Annotated in this window: 16 protein-coding genes; 14 read left to right on the top strand and 2 right to left on the bottom strand. The window is 59.3% G+C overall.

Translation table 11 applies throughout. The features are described from left to right. Positions 1 to 40: 40 nt before the first annotated feature. From MTX36_RS05375 to MTX36_RS05395, 5 genes are all read left to right on the top strand, one after another. On the top strand, positions 41 to 982 hold the full coding sequence (locus MTX36_RS05375; RefSeq protein ID WP_243618698.1) for an ABC transporter permease: 942 nt from the start codon (positions 41 to 43) through the stop codon (positions 980 to 982). Next, positions 979 to 1,866, top strand: a complete 888-nt coding sequence (locus MTX36_RS05380; RefSeq protein ID WP_243618699.1) for an ABC transporter permease — start codon at positions 979 to 981, stop codon at positions 1,864 to 1,866. The genes MTX36_RS05375 and MTX36_RS05380 overlap by 4 nt, the downstream gene beginning before the upstream one ends. Continuing rightward, positions 1,853 to 2,902: an ABC transporter ATP-binding protein gene (locus MTX36_RS05385; RefSeq protein WP_243618700.1), complete on the top strand. Its 1,050-nt coding sequence runs from the start codon at positions 1,853 to 1,855 to the stop codon at positions 2,900 to 2,902. The genes MTX36_RS05380 and MTX36_RS05385 overlap by 14 nt, the downstream gene beginning before the upstream one ends. Continuing rightward, entirely contained in the window at positions 2,899 to 3,738 is an 840-nt protein-coding gene (locus MTX36_RS05390; protein WP_243618701.1) for an ATP-binding cassette domain-containing protein, read from the top strand. The genes MTX36_RS05385 and MTX36_RS05390 overlap by 4 nt, the downstream gene beginning before the upstream one ends. Positions 3,739 to 3,826: 88 nt before the next feature. Then, entirely contained in the window at positions 3,827 to 4,462 is a 636-nt protein-coding gene (locus MTX36_RS05395) for a hypothetical protein (RefSeq protein ID WP_243618702.1), read from the top strand. Positions 4,463 to 4,469: 7 nt separating this feature from the next. Here the strand turns inward: MTX36_RS05395 and MTX36_RS05400 are convergent, their stop codons facing one another. After that, on the bottom strand, positions 4,470 to 5,198 hold the full coding sequence (locus MTX36_RS05400) for an IclR family transcriptional regulator (RefSeq protein WP_243618703.1): 729 nt from the start codon (positions 5,196 to 5,198) through the stop codon (positions 4,470 to 4,472). A gap of 121 nt (positions 5,199 to 5,319) precedes the next feature. Here MTX36_RS05400 and MTX36_RS05405 point away from each other — a divergent pair, with 121 nt between their 5' ends. From MTX36_RS05405 to MTX36_RS05445, 9 genes are read left to right on the top strand one after another with little or no spacing between them, the layout of a single operon-like run. Further along, positions 5,320 to 6,075: a class II aldolase/adducin family protein gene (locus MTX36_RS05405; protein ID WP_243618704.1), complete on the top strand. Its 756-nt coding sequence runs from the start codon at positions 5,320 to 5,322 to the stop codon at positions 6,073 to 6,075. A 45-nt stretch (positions 6,076 to 6,120) separates the two neighbouring features. Beyond that, a complete protein-coding gene (locus MTX36_RS05410; protein WP_243618705.1) occupies positions 6,121 to 7,299 on the top strand; it encodes an acyl-CoA dehydrogenase family protein in 1,179 nt (392 codons plus the stop codon). Between the two features lie 39 nt (positions 7,300 to 7,338). Continuing rightward, positions 7,339 to 8,481: an acyl-CoA dehydrogenase family protein gene (locus MTX36_RS05415; RefSeq protein WP_243618706.1), complete on the top strand. Its 1,143-nt coding sequence runs from the start codon at positions 7,339 to 7,341 to the stop codon at positions 8,479 to 8,481. Beyond that, positions 8,471 to 9,682, top strand: coding sequence for a CaiB/BaiF CoA-transferase family protein (locus tag MTX36_RS05420; RefSeq protein ID WP_243618707.1), 1,212 nt, complete (start codon positions 8,471 to 8,473; stop codon positions 9,680 to 9,682). The genes MTX36_RS05415 and MTX36_RS05420 overlap by 11 nt, the downstream gene beginning before the upstream one ends. Continuing rightward, entirely contained in the window at positions 9,679 to 10,950 is a 1,272-nt protein-coding gene (locus tag MTX36_RS05425; RefSeq protein WP_243618708.1) for a CaiB/BaiF CoA-transferase family protein, read from the top strand. Before MTX36_RS05420 ends, MTX36_RS05425 begins: the two co-directional genes overlap by 4 nt. A gap of 12 nt (positions 10,951 to 10,962) precedes the next feature. After that, on the top strand, positions 10,963 to 11,487 hold the full coding sequence (locus MTX36_RS05430) for a MaoC family dehydratase N-terminal domain-containing protein (protein ID WP_243618709.1): 525 nt from the start codon (positions 10,963 to 10,965) through the stop codon (positions 11,485 to 11,487). 19 nt (positions 11,488 to 11,506) lie between these two features. After that, a complete protein-coding gene (locus MTX36_RS05435) occupies positions 11,507 to 11,962 on the top strand; it encodes a MaoC/PaaZ C-terminal domain-containing protein (protein WP_243618963.1) in 456 nt (151 codons plus the stop codon). After that, on the top strand, positions 11,962 to 13,164 hold the full coding sequence (locus tag MTX36_RS05440) for a thiolase family protein (RefSeq protein ID WP_243618710.1): 1,203 nt from the start codon (positions 11,962 to 11,964) through the stop codon (positions 13,162 to 13,164). Before MTX36_RS05435 ends, MTX36_RS05440 begins: the two co-directional genes overlap by 1 nt. A gap of 2 nt (positions 13,165 to 13,166) precedes the next feature. Next, positions 13,167 to 13,583 (top strand): OB-fold domain-containing protein, encoded by a 417-nt coding sequence (locus MTX36_RS05445; protein WP_279394247.1) that lies wholly within the window; start codon positions 13,167 to 13,169, stop codon positions 13,581 to 13,583. Positions 13,584 to 13,591: 8 nt separating this feature from the next. Here the strand turns inward: MTX36_RS05445 and MTX36_RS05450 are convergent, their stop codons facing one another. Next, positions 13,592 to 14,245: a PadR family transcriptional regulator gene (locus MTX36_RS05450; RefSeq protein WP_243618712.1), complete on the bottom strand. Its 654-nt coding sequence runs from the start codon at positions 14,243 to 14,245 to the stop codon at positions 13,592 to 13,594. Between the last annotated feature and the right edge of the window lie 8 nt (positions 14,246 to 14,253).

Below are 14,253 nucleotides of genomic sequence, written 5' to 3' on the forward strand. Positions count from 1 at the left end.
GCCGACACGGACCGGCTGTAAGCGCCGGTGAGGGGTGCTTATGTTGCGTTATGCCGGGCGACGGCTGCTGGCGGCTGTGCCGCTTCTGTTGATCGTGCCCTTGATGATCTTCTTGTTGATCGATCTGTCGCCCGGAGATCCGGCGGTAATTCTCGCCGGAGAGAATCCGACGCCCGAGCGGCTGGCTGAGATCCGTACGTCACTTCATTTGGACGACAACATCTTCCTGCGTTATCTCCGATGGGTCGGGGGTGTGCTGCAAGGAGATTTGGGAACGTCGTTCCTCTCCGACCAGTCGGTTACGGATCTGATACTCCGGAGGATGGCGACAACGCTGTCGCTGGTCATCTTCACAATGGTGCTTGCGGTGACGGTCGGCGTGGTCCTCGGCGTTGTCGCATCGCTGCATCCCGGCGGAATCGTCGACCGTATGGTCAACGTCGTGGCATCCATCGCGATTGCCATTCCGGCCTTCTGGTTCGGCTTGGTATTGGTATCCGTCTTTGCCGTAACGAATCAGATCTTTCCGGCCTTCGGTTACGCACCGCTGTCCGATGGCTTTGTTCCTTGGATTCAGCACCTGATTTTGCCCGGTACTGCCCTGGCCTTGCTGCCTGCCGCGGAAGTGACACTTCAATTACGCTCGTCGCTGGGACAAGTCCTGAAGAGCGACTACATTCTCAACGCGGAGGCGAAGGGCCTTAGTCGCCCCAGCGTCGTCTTCAAACATGGACTCAAGAACGCGTGTATCCCGGTGGTCACCGTGCTTGGTTTCCGCGTCTCCGAAGTGCTGGGTGGAGCAGTGACCATCGAAATCATCTATGGCATGCCAGGTCTCGGAAGTCTAGCGGTGGACAGCGTCCAGAACCGAGATATTCCGGTGCTACTCGGATTCGTGCTCTTCACGACCGTGGTGGTCGTGGTCGTGAATCTGCTTGTCGACATTTCCTATGGCTACTTCAACCCTAAGGTTCGCGCATGACTGACCCTGAGGCACTTACGGAGAGCGCTACGACGAAGCGTTCCAGTCGCAATCGCGGGCTGAAACTTCTACTGAAGAAGCCGGTTACGCTGGTGGCAGGTGTCTTTATTCTGCTGCTGGTGCTCATGGCTGTTTTTGCCCCGATCCTGGCTCCGCACGATCCGTACTTGCAGGAAGTTGTCAACCGACTGCAGCCGCCGAGCGCCGATCATCTCTTGGGAACCGACGACTACGGGCGAGATGTGCTGAGCAGATTGATCTATGGTGCTCGGATCTCCCTGACAGCATCCCTCCAAGCTGTGAGTGTCGCACTGATTCTGGGGCTTCCGCTGGGCGTTATGGCGGGCTATCGAGGTGGCTGGGTTGATTCCGTGATCACTCGAGTGATGGACGCGTTGATGAGTGCCCCGTCGCTCGTACTCGCAATTACGATCGTTGCGGTTCTCGGATCCGGAATCACCAATGCGATGCTCGCCATCGGATTGGTGATGGCGCCAAGATTCTTCCGTGTCGCAAGAGCTTCCACCATGGATGTGCGCCAAGAGACCTATATCGAGGCCGCAATCGCACTGGGGTGTTTGCCGATCAGGACAATTGTCCGCCATATCCTCCCGAATGTCTTGCCGCCTGTCGTGCTGGTCATCTCGGTGTCGCTCGGCGCAGCCGTAGCGGCTGAAGCGAGCTTGAGTTTCCTCGGTCTCGGGGCAAAGGCCCCGGCCGCGAGTTGGGGTTCGATGCTCAGTACCGCGGCGTCGAATATGCAGATTGCGCCATACCTGGTCTGGCCGCCCGGCGTGATGATCTTTCTGACCGTCCTGTCCTTCACCTACCTGGGCGACGGTGTTCGTCGATCCCTTCTACGGAGTCGCAATGGTGACAATTAGTGATGACACCCGCACATCAGCAGGGCTCGGAACGAAAAGTGAACCGCTTCTACGGGTTCGAGATCTGACGATCGAGTTTCCGAGTGCAGGCGGATGGCAAACTACGGTCGACGGCGTCTCGTTCGACGTCGGCGCCGGAGAATCCGTGGCGCTGGTGGGTGAATCCGGATCCGGGAAGACTGTTTCGTCGCTGGCGGTGATGGGATTGACCGCGGCAACCGGCGGCCGGATTGCGAGAGGGTCCATAGAATTCGACGGACGAGATCTGACCAAGGTTCACGAGCGTGAGTGGCGAAAGCTGCGCGGTAGGGGAATGGGCATGATCTTCCAGCAGCCCATTCGTAGTCTCAATCCTGCCTATACGGTCGGCGATCAGATCGCGGAATCCGTTCGCAAGCATCTGGGTTTGGATCGCAAGGCTGCTATGGCGAGGGCAGTGGAGATGCTCGAACTGGTACAGATTCCCCGAGCCAAGGAGCGGGTGACCGAGTACCCGCATGCGTTCAGTGGTGGCATGTGCCAGCGAGTGATGATCGCAATGGTGATGGCATGCAATCCGCGGTTGCTGATTGCCGACGAACCCACCACCGCGCTCGATGTGACCGTACAAGCGAAAATCCTCGATCTGCTGCGAGATCTGCAGGAGCAGACGGGAGTGGCGTTACTCTTCGTCAGTCACGATCTTGCTGTGGTTGCGGAGCTGTGCGAGCGTGTTGTGGTCATGTATGCCGGCGAGATCGCGGAAAATGCGGCTGCAGAAGAAGTTTTCTTCCGGCCACAGCATCCCTACACTTCTGGGCTCCTTGCGTCGATACCCCAGCCTGGACTGAACGCGGATCGCAGACTGGTTGCGATTCCCGGAGGAATCCCCGCAGCCGCAGATTGGCCGACGGGTTGCCGTTTCGCGCCGAGATGCGGACATGTCACTCCGGGAGTCTGCGACGTGGGGCATCCACCGATGGCGAGTGTTCCCACCGGAGAAGCACGATGCCTGCGTGTCCAGGATCTCGATCTGCAAGGAGTGAGTGTGCGATGAGTCTTCTCGAAGTTTCGAATGTCTCGAAATCGTTCTCGTCCGGACGCGACTTCCTTGGGCGTCGCACGAAGTGGTCCCATGCGGTCAAGGATGTCAGCTTCACCCTCGAGGCCGGCGAATGTCTTGCAGTCGTGGGGGAGTCGGGCGCAGGTAAATCGACGGTCGGCCGCATTGCACTCCGGTTGATCGAACCCGATACCGGCTCGATTACGTTTGACGGCGTCGACGTTCGGGCGGCCAAGCCGGCTGAACTACGCAAGATGCGTCGTGGGATGCAGATGATTTTCCAGGATCCGCACAGTTCACTCAATCCACGAATGACAGTGGTGGATGCAGTAATCGAACCGCTTGTCGTCCATACCGACATGGACCGGGCTGCGCGCGAGAAGCTGGCGACGCAGATGTTGGGCAAAGTCGGTATCGGCTCACGCTATTTCGGTAGATATCCAGCGGAATTGTCGGGTGGGCAGCTTCAGCGCGTGGCTATTGCGCGTGCATTGACGTTGAATCCCAAGATGATCGTCTGCGATGAGCCCGTTGCAGCACTAGATGTTTCGGTTCGTGCCCAGGTGCTCAATCTCCTGCGAGACCTTCAGGAGGAACTAGGACTTGCCTATCTCTTCGTGTGCCACGACTTGGCATTGATCGAAGTCATCGCGGACCGTGTACTGGTGATGGCGCGCGGCGAGGTGGTCGAGAGTGGGCCGGTGGCAGACATCTTCCGGAATCCGCAGCAGGAGTACACCCGGTCCCTGCTCGAAGCGATCCCCGTACCGGTGCCACGTTCGGCGCGCGAACGGGACTTCGGCGTGGTTCCTGTGGAAACCGTGGGATGACGGGGATCTGATGAACTCGGCACCTAATGCAGTCACGCCAGAGCAGTCCCGAACGGTCCTGAGGGCCACGGATGCTGGTGATTTCTTGATGAGCGACTACCTGGGAGGGCATTCGGACGGCTCGGACGACGGTGGCTTTCAGGCCTATCTCGTCGGGCAGAAAGCGCCGGTACTTCGGCCGCACTACCACGAGGTCGATCAATTTCAGGTTGTATTGGACGGTGACGGCCGCTTGGGTAGACACGCAATAGGCTCGGGCACGGTGCATTACAGCGATGCGTACACGGTGTACGGCCCGATCTTCGCCGACGGCCCGGATGGTCTGTCGTACTTCACCCTGCGACTCGATCCTGCCGTCGGACTGAACTACATGCCCGAGTCGCGAGTTAAGGGTGAGACTCGTGCCGGTGAGCATTTCACCTGCAGCGTTGAGGAGAAGTTCAGTGGTACAGGTGAGTTGAATCTACTGGCCCGCACTCGTCGTGGTGCTTCGGCATTCGGTGTCGCGCTTGTCCCGGGCGTGGCGCTAGCGGCCGAGGCGTTGCGTCCGTGTGAGGGCCGAGGATACGTTGTGGTGCTCTCCGGTACAGCCGACCTGGGTGGTCGATCACTGCCGACCGGAAGCCTGATCCCGTTCGAGACCGCGCTGGATGTGAAAGGCGTTACCGCACAATCCGAACAGGTCCGTCTGGCGATAGTCGCATTTTCGACGCAAGTCGACTGACGACTGCTCAAGGCGTCCCACCGAGCTGGTCTGCGGCAGTTCGGAGTAACTGGCCGTAATGAGCGAAGTAGTCTTCCGTGACTCGTGTTTCGGGCCCGCTGATCACTACCGCGCCGATCGGAGAGCCTGATACATCGAGGATCGCTGAAGCGAGACTGGTTGATCCCTGCTGTACTGCACCGGCGCTGACGGACCATCCGCGAGAGCGAATCTCTTGGTATTCCTGAGGACTCAGCAACAAATGTGGTTCGCTCGAACCGTTTTCGCGTTCTTGCTGTGTGAGATAGGCGTGGATCACGCGTCCGGAAGCGCTGGTCTCGGGCGCGTGTACCTGTCCTACCTTCAGCGCTGTACGGACCATCTGGTTGCCGTCGACTACGCCGAGCACGATCATGTGTTCGTTCTCTGCAACGGCGAGATGAACGCTCTCTCCGGTTGCATTGCGGAGCTCTGTCATGACCGGTTGTGCGCGTGCTGTAAGTGACGAGCCGTTGTAGACCTGGCCGGCGACGACGACGCAGCGAGTGGAGAGTTCCCACCGGGGTGGGGCGTCGCCGGCGGGGCGAATCCATTGGGCTTCATGAAGAGTCGCCAGGGTGCGCTGCATGGCGCTCTTGTCGATGTCGAGTAGGCGGGCGAGCGCTGTCAACCCGATAGGTTGATGGGCTGCGATGGCCTCGATGACGTGAAGACCACGCGTGAGACCACCGATTGTCTTGACTGAGATCTGGCTCACCCCTATTGTTGATACAGAATTGATACACAGTATCGCATAGAGATACTTATAATGCAACAGATCTCGTGAAATTACCTTCGACGTGCAATTTTCCGAACCTGCGAAGTATCGAGAGGTCGATGTGAAGAAGTTCAAGCCGTCTGTGGCGCAACTGATCCCGGATCTGACGCCGGCGGAACAGATTGTCGTTCTTGCCCGTGCACTGTGGAATGAGGGTTATCGGGATCATCTCGCCGGACACATCACATACAACCTCGGAGACGGCACCATGTTGTGCAATCCGTGGCTTCTGACCTGGGAGGAGATTCTCCCGGCCGACATCATCCGCATCGATCTGGACGGCAAGGTCCTTGAAGGTGATTGGCCTGTTCCCTTGGGGATTCCGCTGCATCTTGCACTGCACCGAGCGCGGCCGGATGTGGGTATCGCGTTGCACAATCATTCCGAATTCGGCACGGTCTGGGCAGATTTGGGCGAGGTTCCACCAGCCTACGATCAGAGTTCGAGCCTCGGTGGCGGTGAAGTGGTCCTCGTCGACGAATACGAAGGTGCCGTCGACAGCATGGCTGCGGCTGAATCCGCGATACGGTCGATCGGTCAGGCTGATCGGGCACTTCTCGCCGGGCATGGCGTCTTCGTAACCGGGAGCACTGCCGCGGCTGTCTACCTCCGAGCGGTCGCACTCGAACAGCGTTGCAAGAACGCCTGGATGATTCGAGTAGCCGACGGGCCGTCGAAGACATCGTTGCCCAATTGGTGGCTCGATCGTATGGCCGGAAGTGACGGCAACAGCTACTACGGGTTCTGGGAATCGGCAGTGCGGGCCGTCCTGCGTTCCGACCCTGAGCTTTTCGAAAGCATCGAATCGTGCAACTGAGGGCAAGGCGCTCTGCCATCAACAGTGGAATCGGAACGGATGATCATGGACTTTGAACTCGACGCGAGCCAACGAGCCTGGCGTGAAGAGGTACGCGCATTTCTCGCTGAGAACGTCACGTCGGAACTACGTGCGGAGATGGTCGAACACGATCTCGAGTTCATTGGCGGAGAACTCACTGCATTCCGCCGAAAGATCGGAGCCAAGGGATGGTTCGGACTGAACTGGCCTGAGGAATTCGGCGGACTCGGGCTGGGAGCGGTTTACCAGCATCTGTTGGTCAGCGAATTCGAGTACTGGGGTGTGCCGGGCCCTGATCTGACGGTCACCTCCGTGGCTCCGATGATCATGCGTCACGGCACTCGGCAGAATCGGGAGGAGTTCCTTCCACCTATCGCTCGAGGCGAGTTGACCTGCGCAGTCGGGTATTCCGAACCGAATGCGGGTACCGACCTGGCGAGTTTGAAGACACGGGCAGTACGTGAGGGTGACGAGTGGGTGATCAACGGTTCCAAGATCTGGAACAGTATGGCGCAGCGCGTCACTCACGAATGGCTGTGTGTCCGTACCAATACCGAAGTGCCCAAGCACAAGGGAATTTCGGTGATCATCGTACCGATCGATGCGCCGGGCATCGTGATTCGTCCGATCACGGCATGGTCCGGATATCGAACCAACGAGACGTTTTTCGACAACGTCCGTGTCCCCGTGACGAACTTGATCGGTGAGGTCGACAAGGGCTGGAAGTACATCACCGGCGCATTGGACCTGGAGCGAGGTGCACTCACCAATGCGGGCGACCTCCGACGAGCGGTCGACGATCTGTTGATTCTCTCCCGCGAGATCCGTGAGGACGGAACGCGACCCGTCGACAGCGCAGACATACGACGCAAACTTGCGCAGTTGGACGCCGATGTCGAACTCGCACAGCTCATGGGTTTCGAAGCTTCGTCACTGTTGGAAAGCGGAACTATTCCGTCGGTGCTCGTGAGCACGGAGAAGGTGTTCTCCAGTGAGCTCAGACAAAGGATCGCTGACATCGGAACGTCGATGCTCGGTTCAGCCGGGTTGATTGCGGGTTCCGATTCGAATGCCGTGATGGCGGGTAAGTTCGAGCGTTTGTACCGCGCTGCCCCATTGCTTCGATTCGGCGCCGGCGCAAACGAGGTTCTGCGAGACGTCATAGCGCAGCGCGGACACGGCCTGCCGAGTTACGGACGCTGACATGACCTTGACATTCCTCGACCGCGTAGGAGATCGCTGATGAAACTTGTTGCTACCCAAGACGAACTCGATCTGCAGACGATGGTGAGCGCGGTACTGGCAAAACAATGTCCGATCAGCCTGGTGCGTGAATTGGCCAAACCGGCGTCGGATGGGATTCCCGACAAGTTGATGGCGGCGCTGGCAGAGGTCGGTGTACTCGGTGTGGCGGTTGACGAAGAGTACGGCGGTGGCGGTGCGGGGTTGTACGAGCTCGGCGTGTTCTTCCGCGAAGGCGGCCGGGTTCTGTGCCCGTCAATCGTCTACAGCACATTGCAATTCGGTGTAGCCGTCGGCCGTCTGGCCTCACCGGAGCAACGCAGCCGGTATCTGTCCGGTGTGGCCGGCGGCGAACTTCGGGCCACCGTCGCGGCCTGGAATCCGTCCGATGCAGCGGATATCCGTCCCACCGTAACGGCAACGCCGGCTCCGGGTGGATGGCTACTCAACGGCGCTATCGCCTTTGCCTTGAATACCTCGATCGCGGACGTGGTTCTGTTGACCGCTCGTACGACGGTGTTTGCCGAACCCGAGCGACTGATCGGCGCCTTCGTAAACCCGGCCGACGCGGGCTGGAACAGTGTCATGCTCTCGACAATGTCCGGCGAGAAGGTCAGTCGTGTTGAACTGGTCGATGTCTTTGTACCGGACGACGCGGTTTCTCTCGGCGAGAGTGGGAATGGGCTGAGCCGCGACGACGTCCGGTGGGTTGCGGATGCGGCGGTTGCTCTGCAATGCATGGAGATGGTGGGGGGTGCCGCCGCAGTCTTGGAACGGACGGTGAACTACGTCGCCCAGCGCGAGCAGTTCGGGCGATCAATCGGCAGTTTTCAAGCCGCGCAACACATTATCGCGGATATACACATTCTGATAGAAGGCGCCCGGTTGGCGGCTACGCAGGCGGTCTGGTGGACTGCCCGCGGAGAATCGGCCACACGTGCAGTTGCAATCGCAAAAATGCACTGCAACGAAGCGTACAAGCGTGCGACGCTCGACGGTCATCAGTTGCACGGCGGAATGGGGTATGTCCTCGAGACTGACCTGCATCTGTGGTCCGAGCGAGCAAAGGTTACGGAAATACGTTTCGGCACAGCTGATATCGCTGCCACCTGGTTGCAGAAGGAGCTTGGTCTTGTCCCATGAATCGCACGCGGAATCACGTCAGGCTCTCCAAGACCTGCGAATCCTGGATCTTTCTCGGTGGGTAGCTGGTGAGTACGCCACAAAGATGTTTGCCGACTTCGGTGCGGACGTGGTGAAGATCGAAAAGCCTGGCACCGGAAGCCTGACACGGTCGTGGGGGCCTTTCCCTGGAGATGTCCCCGATCCGGAACGAAGCGCTCTCTTCCTTCATCTGAACACCAACAAGAAGTCTCTGGCTCTGGATCTGGAATCGGACTCGGACCGCGAGGTACTGCTGGGCCTCGTCGAAACTGCCGACGCAGTTGTGGAGTCCTTTCGGCCGGGTCACCTGGAGATGCTGGGCCTGGGCCCGGATGTGTTGCAGGCGAGAAACCCTCGTTTGGTGATCACACGAATCAGTGCATTCGGTCAGACTGGGCCGTACCGGGATCGTGAAGCGACAGGATTGGTTCTTCAAGCTGCCGGTGGGCCGATGAACGCGACCGGCGGAGCGGATCGTGCCCCGTTGCGAAAGCCTGGTCTGCTCGAGCACTACACGATCGGCCGTACCGCCGGAGAGGCCACGATGGCAGGGCTGTTCAGTGCGCGGCGTACTGGCGGGGGATCGGTGATCGACGTATCCGGTCAGGAGGTTCTGCTCGCGGGAGCGGATCGTCGAGCGTCGTATCTGGTGTCTGCGGCCTATTCCGGCATGAATGCCCCGCGCGGAGTCCGTAGTCCGCATCGGCACGGCGTGACTTTCACCGGACCGTTCCGGGCCAGTGACGGTTTCGTGATGCTGTACGTGACCAATCAGGCCTTCTGGAATCGGCTGGTCGACATCGTGGGCGAGCATGATCGTGAATTTCATTCGCGCTATCACGGGCGCGAAACGATTGTCGGTACCGATCGTGAGGAGTTCATGGACTACGTCATCGAGTGGTTTGCGGTGCGCCCGAAGGTGGCGATCATGGAGCGGTGTGAAGCGGCGCGTATCCCCGTCACTGCGTATCTCGACGTCTCGGAACTGCTTCGCCACGAGCATTTTCGTAGCCGGGATGCATTCGTTCGTGGTTCGCATCCTGTTGCCGGCACGTTGGACTACACCGGAGCGCCGTGGCGGATGGCCAACGGGTTCCGGTTGCGCCACACCGCGCCGACACTCGACCAACATGGGCCAGAGATCCGTGAGTCTCTCACGACTGCAGGAGGATCCGAATGAACTACCCACTCGAAGGTATCCGCGTCGTGGACTTGACCGTCGTATGGTCGGGTCCGGGGGCGACCGCGTTGTTGGGCGACCTGGGTGCGGAAGTGATTCGCCTCGAAGGGAACAATCGGGTCAGCAGGCAGGTCTCGGCGAAGACTACGAAGGAGTCGATCGCGCAGACCGGCTACCACGGTGGCACATATCCGGACAAAGATCCCGGCGAGCGGCCTTACGACCGTACTGCGCTGTTCAACTGGCATTCCCGGAACAAACTGTCGGCGTGTATGAACCTCGACACCGAGGGAGGTCACGCTGCGGCGATCGAGCTGATCAAAGTCAGTGACGTTCTGGTGGAGAATAATTCGAACGGCACGTTGGAGAAGTTGGGGCTGGGACACGAGCGCCTGCTCGAGATCAATCCACGGTTGATCGTCGCTCGAATGCCTCCGCTCGGTATGACCGGTCCGATGAGTGATTACCTCGGTTACGGGCCCAACTTCAACTCGCTGGTAGGCATAGCGGCGATGGACGGTTACGAGGGTGAGGAGCCGGATTCGGCCGGAGAGAACTACCACATGGACGAGGCGGCGCCGGCGGGGCTGGCCTTCGCCGTGATGGCGGCGCTCTGGGATCGGGAGCACACGGGCGTCGGTGGTCTTGTCGAGTTCGCACAAGCTGAAAATGTCATGGCGGAGATCGGTGAGTTCGTACTCGACGCACAGGTCAACGACAGAATTCCGGAGATACTCGGAAATACGGATCCCCATGTGCTGCAGGATGTTTTCCTCAGTGCGGACGACGATGTCTGGGTTGCGATCTCCGTACGAGACGATCGGGACTGGGCGGCGTTGGCAGGAGTGATCGGTGGCGACGGTTTCGCCGCGTCCGGTTCGGATGCTTCCGTCCGACATTCGAATTCAGTGAGTATCCGGGATCGCATTTCTCGATGGACTCGCGAGTTGAGCGCGGACAGTATCGTTCGTGATCTGCAAGAGTTGGGAATCCCTTCGGGCATGGTCATGAACGAGTGCGCCGTACTTGCAGATCCTCACCTCCGCGAACGTGAGTGGTTCCAGGAACGATCACATCCCGCGGTGGGAACCCATCGTTATCCGGGACATCCCTGGCGGGCTGAGGGATTCGATGTGGCTTTCGGCCGAGTGCTTCCGGGATTCGGTGAGGACAACGAGTACGTCTACAAGGAGATTCTCGGATACTCCGACGAGAAGTATGCCGAACTCGAGGATTCCGGACTGGTAACCGATCATCAAATAGCTTGAGAGAGAACGACTATGACTGAAAATATGATCTTGATTCCCGACTCGGAATCTCTGGTTCCCGATGAAGTCGCAGCGCGAATCGGGGATGTTGTCTCCGAGGTCACCGGTGCCGTCGTCGCCCGGGATTGGCAACGGTGGGCTGTGTCCGTCGGTGAGACCAACCTGTTGTACTTCGACGGTGGCTATGCTCGCGCCCACGGGTATCGCGATATCGTCTGTCCTCCACTGTATCTGCAGTACGCGATCCTCGGGGTGACTCCGATTTCGGAGCTCAGAGTGGATGGATCTTCCGGTGCAGCCTCCGGAAATCTGGTTTTCCCATTGTGCCCCAAACGTATGGCAGGAGGAGAGAACACCACGTTCTTCGGACCAGGCTATGACGGCGACGTGGTCACCAGCGTGCGCGTCGTGGACTCGGTGGAGGAGAAGCGTGGACGGTCCGGCCGGTTCGTGCTGGTGACCTGGAAAACCATCTATACAAATCAGAACGACGAGGTGCTGGCCGAGGCCACCACCTCGATGATCGCGCGTCCGTAGCGAGGGAGAGATGGCAGTCATGTCACCGCAGGTGTATTTCGACGACGTAGCGACCGGCGATTCGATCCCGGTTCTACACGTGAGCGTCAACCAATTGCAGATGTTCCTCTTCAGTGCAGCCACATACAACGGGCACCGAATCCACTACGACCGTAGCTGGGCTGTAGACGTCGAGGGGTATCGGGACGTTGTTGTGCAGGGGCCGCTCCAAGCGGCGCTGCTTGCCCGGGTCGTCACAGACTGGATCGGTGGCGCTGGATCGTTGGTGAACTTCTCGGCATCCAACCGGGCCGTTGCTTTCCCCGGGGAACCGTTGGAGTTCACGGGTACCGTGACCGGCAAGCGCAACGAGAACGGAAGGGCGCTGGTCGATCTGGAGCTCGCGGGTGTACGTGAAGGCTCGGTCCTGATGCCGGGAACGGCGACTGTGTGTTTGCCTCGTAGACCCGAATTTCCGTCGATGGGAGTTTCCTGATGGCCGGTCTGCGCGGTGAGGCTGCGATCGTCGGATTCTGTGAATTGCCGGCGCAACGTAAGCAGACTCGACCGGAACAGTTCACGATCGAGCAGTGGGCGATGCTTTCCAAAATGGCGATCGACGATGCCGGGCTCGAGGCATCGCAGATCAACGGTCTTGTCACACACGGGATTGCGGAATCCGAGATGTTTGCTCCGGCCACGCTCTCCGAGTATCTCGGAATTCCGCTGAATTTCGGTGAACGCGTCGACCTCGGTGGTGCCACGGCCGCCGGAATGGTGTGGCGCGCTGCAGCTGCCGTCGAATTGGGTATCTGCGACGCGGTGTTGGTCATCGTTCCAGGCTCGTTCATGACCCCGAAATCTCGAATTCAGCCTGCTGTGGATCCGGGGTACCTCGGCGCCTCGAGCGGCAAGTTCGGTTCTCCTCAAGCGGAATTCGAGATTCCGTACGGCAATCTCGGTCAGAACGCGCCATACGCGCAGATTGCTCAGCGGTATGCCGCGGAATTCGGGTATGACGAGCGAGCTACCGCAAAGATCGCGGTGGACCAGCGGACCAATGCCTGCGCTACCCCCGGCGCCGCGTTCCACGGAAAGCCGATCACCATCGAAGACGTGTTGGCGAGTCCGATGATTGCAGACCCCATTCGGATGCTCGAAGTGGTCATGCGCGTCCAGGGCGGGGCAGGTGTCGTTGTCGCCAATGCGGATATTGCACGCCGTGGTCGCAATCGGCCGGTCTGGATCAAGGGATTCGGTGAGCACGTGTCCTTCAAGACGCCGACTTACGCAGAAGACATGGTGCGGACGCCCATTGCGAAGGCCGCAAATACTGCGTTCGACATGGCCGGTATCTCACGTTCGGCAGTGGATATGGCGTCGATCTACGACTGCTACACGATCACGGTAGTGATGAGCCTCGAGGACGCGGGCTTCTGTGAGAAGGGGAAGGGTATGGAGTGGGTGTCTTCGCGGGACCTGACCTTCCGTGGTGACTTCCCGCTGAATACGGCCGGCGGCCAATTGTCCTTCGGGCAAGCCGGAATGGCTGGTGGAATGCATCATGTGTGCGACGGTGTCCGTCAGTTGATGGGTAGGTCCGGTGACGCACAGGTCGACGACTGCAATACCGCTTTCGTCACCGGCAACGGCGGCATCATGAGTGAACAAGTTGCGTTGATCCTCCAAGGAGATTAGTGATGTCGATCGAAAAGCCGTTTCCGGAACCGACGCCCGTTTCTGCTCCGTTCTGGGATGCGTTGCGAGAGAGAAAGATCAAAATTCAGTATTCGCCGTCTTCGGAAGAGTTTGTGTTCTACCCGCGTGTTTTGGCCCCCCGTACGCTGGCTGACGACCTCGAATGGAGTGAAATCAGCGGGATGGGCACGCTGTATACCTACACGGTTACAGACCGTCCGACAGCGCCGCCGTGGTCGGATTCGTTGCCACAATTCCTGGCGGTTGTGCAGTGGGACGAGGGTCCACGGTTCAGTACCGAATTGGTGGATGTCGGTGACGTGGAACTGAGCGTAGGTATGCGCGTGGAACCCGTATTTTGTGACTATCCGGAGCGGGACATCACGCTGCTTCGATATCGGCCGGTTGCGGCGGCGTGAGTGTCGATTCAGTTGTCGTGCTTGCGAAGCTCGTTCGGTGTCAGTGGTTTCGGCTTCTTCCGTCGTGCGCGCCCCGCTGAGGACTTATCCATGGCGAGTCGGGACATGTTCTCCAACATCCAGTTTGCGCGATCTCGCTCGGATTCGTAGTACATTTCCGACCAACGCAATACGAGTTCTGGATAGGCCCAGCCGGGCTCTTCGGAAGCGCCTTCAGCATCAGCGATGGCGCGTATTCGCATCTTCTCCGCTTGGTCTCGATGCTCGGTGAGAGCGGATTGCAACTTGTCCGGGTCTGCTAGATGACCGAGCCACATTCGAAGCATGACACCGTGTTTGAGTACAGCGGGTTCGACGGGGGATTCGTTCGCCCACAGCGCCGCAGCATCGGTTCCAGCCGGTGTGATTTTGTAGAGTCGCTTACTTTTGACGTCGTTGGTACTCACGACGCGCGATGTTGCAAAGCCGTGCGCTTCGAGGCTTTTGAGTTCGCTGTAGATCTGACTGTACGACGGAGCCCAGTAGAAGAATCGAAGGCTCCAGTCTGCCCACTTCTTGAGGTCGTATCCCGAAAGTTCGGATCCGAAGGACAACAGACCGAGAACAGCCCAACTCGTGGGTCTCAGGGAGGGCACATCCGTGGGCGTTTCGTCCTTGGCCATGATCGAAG

It is taken from the genome of Rhodococcus sp. ARC_M6 (assembly GCF_022810305.1).
In the GTDB taxonomy this organism is placed as follows: domain Bacteria; phylum Actinomycetota; class Actinomycetes; order Mycobacteriales; family Mycobacteriaceae; genus Rhodococcus_F.

Bases quoted from the DNA above. Each gene is read 5' to 3' on its own strand.
- MTX36_RS05415 (WP_243618706.1), top strand. From the start codon at position 7,339: ATGAAACTTGTTGCTACCCAAGACGAACTCGATCTGCAGACGATGGTG.
- MTX36_RS05385 (WP_243618700.1), top strand. From the start codon at position 1,853: ATGGTGACAATTAGTGATGACACCCGCACATCAGCAGGGCTCGGAACG.
- MTX36_RS05435 (WP_243618963.1), top strand. From the start codon at position 11,507: ATGTCACCGCAGGTGTATTTCGACGACGTAGCGACCGGCGATTCGATC.
- MTX36_RS05440 (WP_243618710.1), top strand. From the start codon at position 11,962: ATGGCCGGTCTGCGCGGTGAGGCTGCGATCGTCGGATTCTGTGAATTG.
- MTX36_RS05450 (WP_243618712.1), bottom strand. From the start codon at position 14,245: ATGGCCAAGGACGAAACGCCCACGGATGTGCCCTCCCTGAGACCCACG.
- MTX36_RS05375 (WP_243618698.1), top strand. From the start codon at position 41: ATGTTGCGTTATGCCGGGCGACGGCTGCTGGCGGCTGTGCCGCTTCTG.
- MTX36_RS05390 (WP_243618701.1), top strand. From the start codon at position 2,899: ATGAGTCTTCTCGAAGTTTCGAATGTCTCGAAATCGTTCTCGTCCGGA.
- MTX36_RS05380 (WP_243618699.1), top strand. From the start codon at position 979: ATGACTGACCCTGAGGCACTTACGGAGAGCGCTACGACGAAGCGTTCC.
- MTX36_RS05430 (WP_243618709.1), top strand. From the start codon at position 10,963: ATGACTGAAAATATGATCTTGATTCCCGACTCGGAATCTCTGGTTCCC.
- MTX36_RS05395 (WP_243618702.1), top strand. From the start codon at position 3,827: ATGAGCGACTACCTGGGAGGGCATTCGGACGGCTCGGACGACGGTGGC.
- MTX36_RS05425 (WP_243618708.1), top strand. From the start codon at position 9,679: ATGAACTACCCACTCGAAGGTATCCGCGTCGTGGACTTGACCGTCGTA.
- MTX36_RS05445 (WP_279394247.1), top strand. From the start codon at position 13,167: ATGTCGATCGAAAAGCCGTTTCCGGAACCGACGCCCGTTTCTGCTCCG.
- MTX36_RS05410 (WP_243618705.1), top strand. From the start codon at position 6,121: ATGGACTTTGAACTCGACGCGAGCCAACGAGCCTGGCGTGAAGAGGTA.